Origin of the sequence: Mariniflexile maritimum (assembly GCF_009746565.1) — a bacterium.
Classification (GTDB): Bacteria; Bacteroidota; Bacteroidia; order Flavobacteriales; family Flavobacteriaceae; genus Mariniflexile; species Mariniflexile maritimum.
On sequence record NZ_WRPN01000004.1, the window covers coordinates 242177 to 254507 of the forward strand.

Below are 12331 nucleotides of genomic sequence, written 5' to 3' on the forward strand. Positions count from 1 at the left end.
CGATAGTTTTTATATTTTTATAGTCTAAATTGATACGCATGACGATTACACAATTATACTACGTGTTGGCGGTTGCCGAAAACCAAAATTTTACAAAAGCAGCCGAAAAGTGCTTTGTAACGCAACCCACTTTAAGTATGCAAATACAAAAGCTGGAAGAAGAACTTGATATCTTGATTTTTGATAGAAGCAAAAAACCCATTGAACTTACCGAAGTGGGCAGGAAAATAGTAACCCAGGCCCGCAATATTGTAAACGAATCGTACCGTATTCAGGATATTGTGGACCAACAAAAAGGCTTTATTGGCGGCGAATTTAAACTGGGCATCATCCCAACCGTTATGCCAACCTTATTGCCCATGTTCTTGAAAAGTTTTATAAAGAAATATCCAAAAATTAAACTAAAAATTGAGGAAATGACCACCGATGATATTATTTCCAGTATTAAAGACGGTCATTTGGATGCTGCCATTGCCGCAACGCCCCTTGAGGATGAAGCCATTAAAGAGCGCGTGCTTTATTTTGAGCCTTTTGTAAGTTACATTCCAAAGAACCACCGGTTGCACAGCAACAAAAAAATAGATGTATCCGATTTAGATATTAGCGATATGTTGCTACTTGAAGATGGCCATTGTTTTAGGGATGGCGTTATCAATTTATGCAAAGCATTTAAGAACAACCCCGACGATGCCTTTCAATTGGAGAGCGGCAGCATTGAAACCTTGATAAAACTATCAAACGAAGGTTTGGGCATGACGCTTTTGCCCTATCTTCATACCTTAGATATTAAAGAACAGGAAAAAGAAAACCTGCATTATTTCAATGAGCCTTCACCAGCTCGGGAAGTGAGCCTTATTTACCATAAAAGCGAACTTAAAATGCAAATTATTGAAGCCCTACAGGACGTTATATCGGGGCTGGTGCGGGGAGCCATTGCATTTCAGGATGTAAAAATTATTAGTCCGTTGCCTTCTAAAAAGTAAATGTTTAAGGCATTACGAGGCACGAAGTAATCGGTTTATCCATAACCCTTTACAAACAGATTGCTTTGTCGTGCTTCATTACAATATATGAGATTTTAAACACTGTCCCTTAAAATGCGATATACCAGTTCCTTGGTGGGTTTTTGGCCGTTTATTTTGGCTCTAACAGTTTCAAACATTACTTTAAAATCGCACCCTTGTTTGTAGTGGCTGCATCCATAAGCGGTGTTTCCTTTAATTACGGTGCCTTTTTTACATTTTGGGCAAACCAATACATCTGCTATGGGTTTAACCACTGTTTTTTTTGGCTCTAAAACAATCTTAAAATCGGCATCAAAACGCAACAAGCCTTCCACAGTGCCGGTATCGGTTTTAAAGTCCTTTAAATTTACCGTCGAACCTTTTTGTAACAATCGAAGGTACTGGTTTTCTGATATTTTTTTATCGGCATAACTAAATGGCAATACAAAGTCGCAGCCCGCTTTGTAATTGCCACAACCAAACGCCGATTTTCCTTTTATGAGCCTTGCCTTTTTGCATTTGGGGCAAACCTGGGCCAAAATTCCGGCGGCTTTTTTTTGTTCTGCCTTAACTGCACGGTTTTTAACCTGTGATGCATGCGATATGTTGGCGCGCGTGGTTTCGCTGCGCACTTCATAAACCAAGGCATCAACCATACGCTTCATATTGTTTATAAATTCCGAAGCGGTAAACGTTCCTTTTTCTATGTCTTTTAATTGCTTTTCCCAACTGCCCGTAAGTTCGGCCGATTTCAGTAGTTCATTCTGGATTATCTCAATCAATTGTATGCCTGTTTGTGTTGGCAATACTTGCTTTTTATTTCGTACAATGTACCTGCGCTTAAACAAGGTTTCGATAATGTTTGCGCGGGTTGACGGGCGACCAATGCCGTTTTCCTTCATCAAGTCGCGCAATTCCTCATCATCTACCTGTTTTCCAGCGGTTTCCATGGCACGCAACAAGGTGGCTTCGGTAAATTGGTTGGGCGGTTTGGTTTCCTTTTCTAAAAATGAGGGTTGGTGTGGCCCTTTTTCACCTGTTATAAACGTTGGCAAAATATCAGGTTCTTTTTCTTTGGAATTAGGCGACTCAAAAACAACACGCCAACCTTTTTTAAGTATTTCTTTCCCCGTGGTTTTAAACAACACTTCGGCGGCTTTCCCGATTACGGTGGTGTTTGATACCAAACAATCGTCGTAAAAAACAGCGATAAAACGCTTAACAATAATATCGTAAACCTGCTGTTGGTTGTACTGTAAATTAATTTCAACCCCCGTTGGGATGATGGCGTGGTGGTCGGTAACTTTTTTGTCGTTGAAAACTTTTGGCGATTTTTTTATCTTTTTTCCTAGAACAACTTGTGTTAACGCTGCGTAATTGGTTAATTTTTGAAGGATACCGGACACTTTGGGATAAATATCATTAGGTAAAAACGTGGTATCCACCCTGGGGTAGGTTATTACTTTTTGTTCGTAAAGCGATTGGGCAATTTTTAGGGTATCTTCTGCCGAAAACCCAAATTTGGTATTGCAATATACCTGTAAGCCTGTTAAATCGAATAGTTTGGGCGCAAATTCATTGCCTTCCTTTTTTTCAATGGAAACTATTTCAAATTCACTTTCTTTTACTTTATTGGCTAAAACTTCGCCGTCTTCTTTCTTCAAAAAACGTCCTTCCTCGTAGCTAAAAAGCGTATCGCGGTATAGGGTTTGCAATTCCCAATAAGGTTGTGGCTTAAAATTTTCAATCTCTTTAAAACGGTTAACAACCATTGCCAATGTAGGGGTTTGCACGCGACCAATGGACAATACTTGTTTGTAACCACCATGTTTTACGGTGTACAACCTAGTGGCGTTCATGCCCAACAACCAGTCGCCAATGGCCCTGGAAAAGCCTGCGTAGTATAAATTATCGTAGTTGCCCGATGGTTTTAAATTATCGAAACCTTCCTTAATGGCTTCGGTGGTCAATGAGGAAATCCAGAGCCGTTTTACCTCGCCCTTGTAGTTTGCTTCATTCATAACCCATCGTTGAATGAGTTCTCCTTCCTGTCCTGCATCCCCGCAGTTAATGACTACCTCGGCCTTGTCAAATAAGTTTTTCACTATTTTGAACTGCTTTTGAATACCCGAATTTGCCACCACTTTGGTTTCAAACTTATCGGGCAACATGGGCAGGTTGTTTAAGTCCCAGCTTTTCCAATAGGCTTTATAATCATGGGGTTCTTTTAAGGTGCACAAATGCCCAAAGGTGTAGGTTACCGCATAGCCATTGCCCTCAAAATAGCCATCGTGCTTGTTGGTAGCACCTAAAACTGCGGCTATTTCGCGGGCAACACTTGGTTTTTCGGCAATACAAACTTTCATATTTTAGTATCAATAAGAGGCCGCAAAATAAGGATTTAAGTGTGGGTTTAAAAAAGGAATTGTTAGGAGTTATTAACGGGTTTTCATGGGAGGCAAATCGAATGCCTTGGCATCGTGCTCAAAATGGTTGCGGTGCGAGCCGTCGCAAAAAGGCTTGTTGGCCGAAAGTCCGCATCGGCAAATAGCCAACACATTTCTACCCTGAAGCCCGTAAACGTTGCCTTGGCTGTCAACTATTTCAAAATCGCCTTCTACTTTTACCGACCCGTTGCTGTTGATGGTAAGTTTTGTTTTGCCCATAATATTAAAGTTTTTTTAAGTGAACGTTGAGATATTTAATTTGATATTTTAGGGGAGGGTTGATTTATTTATGTTTGACAGCAAAAGTGGGTTGATGCGCCTGTTTTTTAAATTTCAATACCTCAAAAAAATAGCGTTTTAATCATTCATGGTAGCCTTTATTTACTTGTCGTTTAGAAATCCACCAATAATTTCCACAAGGGTCTATAATGCCAGATTGTTTGTCTTCATAGGGCATATCTGTAGGTTCAAATTCTACTTTTGCACCATGTTCTATGGCTCTTTTATGAATAATTTCCACATCATCAACATACAGATACATGGACGTTTTCATTCCTTCAAATTGTTCCCTTGCTTGACTTACCATAAAGCAAGTGTCGCCTATTTGCAAGATACAATTAGCAATATCGCCATTTGTTGGGTTTATTGTGCGACTGAGTTCAATTGCAAGAAAAGCATTTTTTAAAAAGTCGATGAAGCGTTGGGGGTTATTGACAAATAAATAAGGCGTAACGGTATGAAAGTTGTCGGGTTTGTATGTGTTGAATATGTTGTCCATTGTGTAGCTGCTTTTAAGTCATTTTACTTCAATTTTTATATGCGTTTATGGGTCATTGTATTATAACTTGAGGTTGGTTGCTTATTGTGGCAACGGCTGGTAATAGAGCATGATTGCGCCTGAACTAAATATTTTTGTCCTTAAAAGTTTAAAAAATGTCCTGCTTTTTATTTTGTCGAACAAATACAAACCTTTTCCTTCAACCAATGGGTGAATACAAATTTGAAACTCATCAATCAAATTAAGGTTTATTAGCTGAATTATTAAACTTCTACTGCCAATTAAAATATCGCTGCCCGATTGTTGCTTAAGTTCTAAAACTTCCTGTTCAATGTTTTTTGTTGCAAGTTTCGCAGAGTCCCATTCGGTGTTTTCCATGGTGTTTGAAAAAACAATTTTTGGTATCTTATCTATTGCCAAAGCAAAGTTATCCATTGATTTTTGGCCTGAAGGATTTTTAAGCAGCGTTTGCCAAAATTGCATGAGTTGGTAAGTTGTTCGGCCATATAACAGCACTCCAGCATTGGTTAAAAGTTCGGTGTAGTGTTGGTGTAAATCTTCATCGGGGATGCCTGCTGTGTGGTCGCAAATCGCGTCGAGCGTCATGTTTATTGCAGCGATTACTTTTCCCATTTTATAAAGTTTGTGTTATTCCTTAAAGTATGTGGACAGTTAGGAAGATGATGACGTATTTTACTTCTAACCACTAAAATAATTAAAAAAATACGCTATTTAATATTTAAGGCCAAATAAAATTTATCTATGCAACTAGATTGGTCCCAATAATTTCGGAATGATATTTTAAATTTCAAAAAAAACCTGATGTTTGTTCCATTTTCATTTTATTTCACATCCATCTCCACTACCCAAATACCTCTTAAATCGCCGGTACTATACTCCAGTGCCTGGTCGTGTGGATAAAGGCTTTTTATTTTGGTCAAGGTTTTAGGCAAAACCTCTGTTTGTGGTTTTCCATGGCACTGCAAACACATGTTGTCGGTTGTTATGGGGTAATACCCTATTTGTTTGTTGCCCAGGGTTGTTAATTGGGGTTTCGGGTTCTCATTTCGTGCAATGGCCAATTTTGCAGTTTCTATGTACGCCAGTTCTTCTGCGTTTGCTTTGTTATTGGGGTTTCTGTTTTTATCGGATACTCTTTTTATCTTTGCATTTAATGCTACCGACATGCTATCGGTTAAAGGAATGGCGCGGGTAGCACAAAATGACAGCGCATGTTCGGTGCCTTTTGAGTTTATGGCCCCAAGCAGGTTTTTGCCTAAAACACCCTTGGTTTTTAGGGCCAATTGCTGACCTGCCTCTATGGGCGATAAGGCTGTGGCTGCACTAAAACGTTTTCTTTCGGCTTCATAATGGTTGGCATACCATGTTGGTTTTTCCAATTCGGAATGGTAGATATACAATGCTATTTTAGAAATTTGCGCTTCAGTAAGGTTCATTTTTGGCATGATGTTATACAACTTTACCGCATCGGGAATTTTAGATTTTTCTTCAGTTGGGTTGTTTAAAAATGAAAATAAATCGGCCGTGAAACGTTCCTGCGTTGTTTTACTCGTTATGTAATGCGTTTTAATAGCCTGCATGGGCGGTGCTACCTTGTTTTCCAATAAAGGGTTTGGGCTATGGCATGTAAAACAGTTGTTTTCCATTAATTGAAACCCTTCGGCGAAGTCTTGTTCTGTGTGTTTCGGTGTTGCTTTCACTGTCGATGGGTTATCTTTTTGTGGGTTTTTACAAGCCACAAACAATAAAATAAAAAAGAAAAAGAATAGGGGGTTATTTTTCATGATGATGATTTTAATTAGGGTCAAAGTATCAGTATAGACCTCATAAAAAGCCGTGTAAAGGTTTTTTGGCCGTTTAAACATTAAATTTAATAAATATAAATTGAAATTACCCAGTAGAAATCGTACAAAAACTCACAACATTATAAACGGTTTCGCATCAATCCATATAAAAGTTGATGGTTTTAACCCATCAAACATTATATTATGAAACAGTTTTCATCACTTAATATTTAACGAACTTGATGCTTTTTACGTTTTTAATGGCTTTTGAATCGATTTTTAAGATGTAAACCCCATTTGCTATATTGGATAAATTGACACTAGTAGTTTTTGGCGCATTTACGGTTAATACCAACTGCCCCATTGTATTGTAAATATGAAACGCATCCATAGTGTTTACAGGTTGGGTAGCGAGCACTTTTAAGGTTTTTGTGCTAGGGTTATATCTGGCCCCTAAGTTATGAAGGTTTGATTGCGTAGTGGCAAGTGTGCCCTGTTCCTTAAATACAATAGAGAATTGATTACCGTTGGCTTGTTTGTTTAAAACCAATTGCGCATCACCGTTTCTTAAATTATAGTACGTGTTTGTGTCGTTATCGTGCAGATAAATGGGCAAATCGTCTGGAACGTTTTCCATGTTGCTAATGGCAAATTGATAAATACCTGCTTCGTCTATTGTAATGCCTAAGGGCAATTGGTCGTTGGTATTTATTTCCGGTAATGCTTGAATAACCAAAGGTTCTTCATCCATTAACCAAAATATGTCGTTTTTAAAGCTGTCGTATAATTTGGCATCATAGCCTTTATCATAGCCGTAGGTTGTGTTGGTATCGTAACCCAATCCTAAAAATTTAGTGTAGCCTTTTGGTTGGGTAAAGGAAAACCATATTTTGGGTCGGTTATCTTCATTTTCGGCATTCTTACCTTTGGAAGCGGTTTTGTAATAAACCGTTTGATTTAAGGATTCTCTAGCAAAAGCACGTTGCGAATTATCAAACGTTAAGGTGCCGGGGTTTGTAATGGTAGTGAAAAATCCTTGACCAACAGGCACGTATTGCGTAGGGATGGGACGCGATGTTGTACCATTACCACTTGTTAAATTAGAAGCATCGGCAATGGCGGGCATGGGCATCATTAAGTTGTAAATGGCATAACCGCCTTCATAAGCTGCTAAATAGTGGCTATTGTTGCTTGAGAAAGATTCCCAGAAATATAACGAACCGTCGATAACCGATAAATTATCGGTAATAAACTTGTTCGCATTTAATGCAGATGGATACGGATTTCCTACTAAAAACTCGGTGTTAGCGGCAACTGGAAACGTATAAGTACCATCATTGGGCCGGCCCCTAAAAATAAATTCTTGATCGGGCGTAGCTGCCCCCGAACCTTTTAGGGTATAGCCTACCCCTGGGGCAATATTGCTTGTTGGGGTTAAAGCGGCCCAAGCGTTGTAGTTGTTTTGTGCACCTTTAAAACCATAGAGCCATCGGGTACTTAGGGTAATGGTAGTTGGGGAAACGCTTCCGTTTAGCGCGCTGGTAAAGTTTACGGTTTTAGTGGCGTTCTCCAGATAGCCAATTTGCCAATTGCCACTTCTATTTACAGGAGCACTCCAATAATTATAATTATAGACGTTGGCAGTGCCCTGTTGCCTAATCTTTAAACTTCCGGCACCGGAGTTCAGTGATGTGCCGGTATGATTTTGGATGAGTTGCGCTTCGCCCAATAAATCAATTTCCCCATTGTTAAGGATGCCGTTTTCGGTTTGCAATAAAATGCCATTAGCAACATTTAGGGTCGCACCTGGTTCTACTTCAATATCCCGAACGTGGGCATTACTGGTTAGCGTTGTGGTAGTGCCTGCTTTAACCGTAAATTTTAAGCATGAATTGCTGTTGTTTGGTGCACTTCCTAACCCTGCACCGTTGAAAAAACCAGTACCGTTCCATACAATTTGGTCGGCATATCTTAAAGTAAAATAATTGTTATTGCCAAATATTACCCCTGTTGCCGTAGCTGTGTTGCCGACTATGGTTAAATCATAAACCCTTAAAGGCGATGCCATATTCGCTGTATCATCAATAACCAGTTGTAATGGCGCACAAGTTTGTTTACCTGTTAAATTTACAGTGCTAATATCAAATGATACATCAACAGAGCCTAAGTTTCCTTTGTGGTTAACCTGCCATTTGGAATTTAACTGTTCGGTATAATTTATTGTATTGGTAGAAAAATTATAAACAGGGTCCTTGGTTTCTTCGCCCCAAAATAAAAATTCATTGTTTGACAGGGCTGAAGGATTGTTTATACGAACAATGCCTGTACCTTGTGAATCGGTGTGGTTTGAACCGTCGGAAGCTTGCCCAATACCTGCTACATCGTGGTCGAAGTTGCCTTTTCCAGAATTATCTTGTTTATAGATGTCATCTGAAGTGAGTGGTGTGTCATATTTGGCGGACAAATAATTGTTGATTATGATTTGTTGTGCGGTATTTATTGTATTATCAAACATAATAACCTCACTTATCTTTCCTTGGAAATAATAATCGGGTGTTATTTCATTTCTTCCTGCACCAACTCGAAATGGTCTTGAAGAATTAGCAGTTAAACTGTGCGTATTTGTTAAGGGTGGATTATCATTTATGAATAATTTTTTTCCGTTGGTACTATTTTGATAAAATATACTCTGAATACCCCAAGAACCAGCTGTAGAAGTTGATGATCCCGTAATTTGCCACGAACCACTATTTATTCCATTCCAAAATTCCCAATAATTTGTATTTGGAACAGCATATAAAATAAAACCATGTGTTGGCGTACCCGCTGGATCATCACGATTTGAAATAACAGCTTTATAATTACTCGATGAAGTTACATTGCTAACCGTGAAAATACTGAACATAAGTGGGTTTAATGATGCTTCATACGATTTTTCAAAGTATTGATTCGCTCCATTAAAGCTGTAAGAATCATACCCGTTGGTGTCACCTAAATTCAAAGTTGCACCATTTCCGCCACTAAAGTCAAACCCTCTTCCTGAACTATCTTTCCATAAACTTCCCGTATTCCCTGCAACTTCCGGTTTTAACCAAAGCACTAAGTTAGTTGAAGGGCCAACAGTTCCAACACCTCCAGGGCCTAAATAACCACCAACAGGAATTGGGGTATAGCATAAGTTTATTGTAATACTATTAATAGTTCCACCATTCCAAAAGGAATCATCTGTAACACTTAAAGTCCAATTGCCATTAGAATTTTCTCCATTAAACCCAGCTAATGTTCCTTCGGGGCGATAGGTGCCCGACAGCGTTGTGTTGCCGGTTGGCAATGTATTGGTTGAGGCATCATCAAAAGTAACATTGTTGTAATGATTACCACTGCCACCATTATCGGTTGATAATTCAATGCTGGTGCCCGCTGGTGATATTAAATAAATATCTAAATCACTATTCTGTGTATGTGATATATTCACCGTAACATTCACATCTGTTATTACATAAGAATCAGATACGCTAATAACAGAGTTATAAACATTCCCTCCCCAAGTAGATATGCTTGTTCCGGGGGTTACCGTATAGTTGGTGCAAACATCCTGAGCGTAAAATTTTTCAGGATTTAAAAAATATATTGAAATAAAAATTAGTGAAAATAGTTTGAATGGCTTCATTTTTTTGAGAGACAGAAAGAATTGAATGTATTAATCGTTTATTATAACAACTTGTTAAGCAATAAATCGCGCAATTTACGATATGGCTTGATGGCACTTAAATACAATTATTCTATAAAATGGGTATTAGGTTGGTTCATAGCAATTTACTTCTTTAATGTGAGAGCACTAGTTTTCAAAAAGTAAAAATAGAAAAAAAATAGTTTTTAGAAAACTATTTTAAGGATTATACCCATTTCATTCATAGGGATTTACGTTTTTAAACGTTAATTTTAATAAAAAAAGCATCCGTTTTACCTATTTTTTATTAAATTTATAAAATGAATTAAACCAACAAAGCCTATAAAAAAATCTACTTTTATCAACCTAAACCTAAATAAAATCATGGCAAGAGCAATGCTTGAGTACACCAAAACGGTACTTAATAAAGTCAGTTTTGATGCATCGTTGTTTTGCAAAGAAGTACAAAAGGCAGTACAACGATTATTGCCCCACGAGATAGACGAGCTTAAATTATTTATTCTGTCTCTAGTACGGCAAAACCCAGAACTAAATCAATGTTTGATTTATTTAAAACCATAAAAAAAGCGACCAACAGGTCGCTTTTTTTATGTTGTTATGGAACGTGTTCTTAATATATTTGCTTCATTCCTGAATTACAGATTGCTTCGTGCCTCGTAATGAATGTGACTAATAAAATTAAAATGATTGAAGGACCCCCACCACACCACCATTACATTATATATAAACCCTATGGGTATCTAAGCCAGTTTGCGAGCAATGCCAACAAGCAGCAATCTAAAAAGTTTTTAGGGAGTTTGTATGCGTTTCCTGAGGGTGTTATGGCCATTGGGCGATTGGATGAAAAATCGGAGGGGTTGTTGCTTCTAACGACCGATGGCAAAATGAGCAATTTTATAAATAGCCAAAAAGTAGCGAAAGAATATTACGCCCAAGTGAACGGAAACATAACCCAAGAAGCCATTGAGCAGTTAAAAGCGGGTGTTGAAATTGGCTTTGAGGGCAAGAAATATACAACCAAACCCTGTGCTGTCTTTAAATTGGGGGAAGTGCCTAATTTGCCAACAAGGAGTAAAAAAATACGTGATGATAGGCATGGACCCACGTCGTGGATTTCGGTTACTTTAAACGAGGGCAAGTTTAGGCAGGTGCGCAAAATGACCTCGGCCGTGGGCCATCCTACCTTGCGATTGGTGCGCGTTAGGGTGGGCAATATCCATTTAAACACGATGCAGGTTGGCGAGGTAATTGCCATGGCCAATATTTGCGTTAGGGATTGTAGTGAAAATCCTTTTTAAAACCTTGGCAAACTAATTTCTGGTAAGTTACGGCGATTGGCTAATGGCTTTGACCTGCCTTTGTGCCGGGGCGTTTTAAAAAGATTGCAACGGAAAGCCCGACCAGTTCCTGAACTTGTTTCAGGATAAAGGTAACGCCCTAATAGTTAAACTTCTAGTTTTTTTAGTTCGTTGTAATTGCGGTTTAGGCGTTTTAAGAGCAGGCCGTAAAGTAGTCTGTAAAATAGCCAGATAATGAGCACAAAGGCGATGCTTACGCCCAAAACGATGGCGCACCCCAGCAGTTTTTGTTTGTCGCTGAAATGTGAGACGGTATTGGAGAGTTCGGGGTTTTGGTTGATGGCCACCAGTGTGCCCGCAACAATGGATATGCCTGCGATGATTAGATTGTAGAGTACATAATATTTGATTATTTTACGGGTTTTTAAGATGCTTTCCATGAGCTTTTTGGCATTATCGGTTACCGAAATGGCTTTGTGCGATTTGAAGAGCAGGTAGATGAACAGTAAAACTATGCCGTAGGTTAGGATGTTGAGCACGGTAAAAAACGTGTCGTTGGTATATATGGATTCCACACGTTTTCTGTAACTGTCGGAAGTGAAATAGGGGATGATGCTTACCAGGATCCAAAACACCAATTCGGCAATGCTGATGTAAAACAGCGTTTTTGCAATGGACGACGACTTTTTATGCAGCATGGGGTAAATATCGGTGGCAGCGAGTTTTTTATGCTCTGGCTTGTCCTTATTCCAGTCTTTTTTTAGTAGTTCAAGTTCTTCCATCACCTTAAGGATTTAGTATGGTTTTAAGTTTGGTTTTTATTCGGTTCATTTTCACTCTGGCATTCACTTCGCTTATACCCAAGGTTTCACTAATTTCGCTATAATCTTTATCTTCTAAATACAAAAAAACTAGGGCTTTTTCTATATCGTTCAATTGGTGAACGGCTTTGTAAAGCACTTTTAGTTGTTGTTCTTCGGTGTCATCATACGGTTCTGCCGATATTTTAAATGCGACGCCTTCAAAATCCTGTGTGGTTATGCTGCGTTTCGATTTTCGGTAAAGTGTGATGGCGGTATTCAACCCAACACGGTACATCCAGGTACTAAATTTGGCATCGCCACGAAATTTCGGGTATGCTTTCCAGAGTTGAATGGTTATTTCCTGAAACAAATCGTTGTGCGCATCATAGTTGTTGGTGTACAAACGGCACACCTTATGGATGATGTTTTGATGGGTTTCCAGCAGTTCAACAAAACTATGTTCAGTTTCTTTATTCACTATGTTGGTTTGGTTACTTGGTAAGTA

General features: G+C 38.7%; 11 protein-coding genes. 3 read left to right on the forward strand and 8 right to left on the reverse strand.

The window, feature by feature from the left end; all coding sequences use genetic code 11:
- The first annotated feature begins 38 nt into the window (after positions 1-38).
- A complete protein-coding gene (locus GQO80_RS08195; RefSeq protein ID WP_157207863.1) occupies positions 39-983 on the forward strand; it encodes a hydrogen peroxide-inducible genes activator in 945 nt (314 codons plus the stop codon).
- A gap of 95 nt (positions 984-1078) precedes the next feature.
- Here GQO80_RS08195 and GQO80_RS08200 read toward each other — a convergent pair whose 3' ends face one another.
- From GQO80_RS08200 to GQO80_RS08225, 6 genes are all read right to left on the reverse strand, one after another.
- The gene (locus GQO80_RS08200; protein WP_157207864.1) at positions 1079-3370 is read right to left on the reverse strand and encodes a type IA DNA topoisomerase; all 2292 of its coding nucleotides are present in this window, start codon (positions 3368-3370) and stop codon (positions 1079-1081) included.
- Between the two features lie 72 nt (positions 3371-3442).
- Positions 3443-3670, reverse strand: coding sequence for a CDGSH iron-sulfur domain-containing protein (locus GQO80_RS08205; protein WP_157207865.1), 228 nt, complete (start codon positions 3668-3670; stop codon positions 3443-3445).
- A 142-nt stretch (positions 3671-3812) separates the two neighbouring features.
- Entirely contained in the window at positions 3813-4229 is a 417-nt protein-coding gene (locus GQO80_RS08210; protein WP_157207866.1) for a VOC family protein, read from the reverse strand.
- Between the two features lie 81 nt (positions 4230-4310).
- Positions 4311-4862, reverse strand: coding sequence for a dihydrofolate reductase family protein (locus GQO80_RS08215; protein WP_157207867.1), 552 nt, complete (start codon positions 4860-4862; stop codon positions 4311-4313).
- 209 nt (positions 4863-5071) lie between these two features.
- Positions 5072-6034 carry a c-type heme family protein gene (locus GQO80_RS08220; RefSeq protein ID WP_198037738.1) on the reverse strand — a complete coding sequence of 321 codons (963 nt, stop codon included), beginning with the start codon at positions 6032-6034 and terminating at the stop codon, positions 5072-5074.
- Positions 6035-6257: 223 nt separating this feature from the next.
- Entirely contained in the window at positions 6258-9704 is a 3447-nt protein-coding gene (locus GQO80_RS08225; RefSeq protein WP_157207869.1) for a proprotein convertase P-domain-containing protein, read from the reverse strand.
- A 384-nt stretch (positions 9705-10088) separates the two neighbouring features.
- Here GQO80_RS08225 and GQO80_RS08230 point away from each other — a divergent pair, with 384 nt between their 5' ends.
- Both GQO80_RS08230 and GQO80_RS08235 read left to right on the forward strand, forming a co-directional pair.
- Positions 10089-10286, forward strand: coding sequence for a hypothetical protein (locus GQO80_RS08230; protein ID WP_157207870.1), 198 nt, complete (start codon positions 10089-10091; stop codon positions 10284-10286).
- A gap of 122 nt (positions 10287-10408) precedes the next feature.
- Positions 10409-11023 (forward strand): pseudouridine synthase, encoded by a 615-nt coding sequence (locus GQO80_RS08235; RefSeq protein WP_157207871.1) that lies wholly within the window; start codon positions 10409-10411, stop codon positions 11021-11023.
- A 146-nt stretch (positions 11024-11169) separates the two neighbouring features.
- Here GQO80_RS08235 and GQO80_RS08240 read toward each other — a convergent pair whose 3' ends face one another.
- A complete protein-coding gene (locus GQO80_RS08240) occupies positions 11170-11805 on the reverse strand; it encodes a hypothetical protein (protein ID WP_157207872.1) in 636 nt (211 codons plus the stop codon).
- 4 nt (positions 11806-11809) lie between these two features.
- Positions 11810-12304, reverse strand: coding sequence for an RNA polymerase sigma factor (locus GQO80_RS08245; RefSeq protein WP_157207873.1), 495 nt, complete (start codon positions 12302-12304; stop codon positions 11810-11812).
- Positions 12305-12331: the final 27 nt, after the last annotated feature.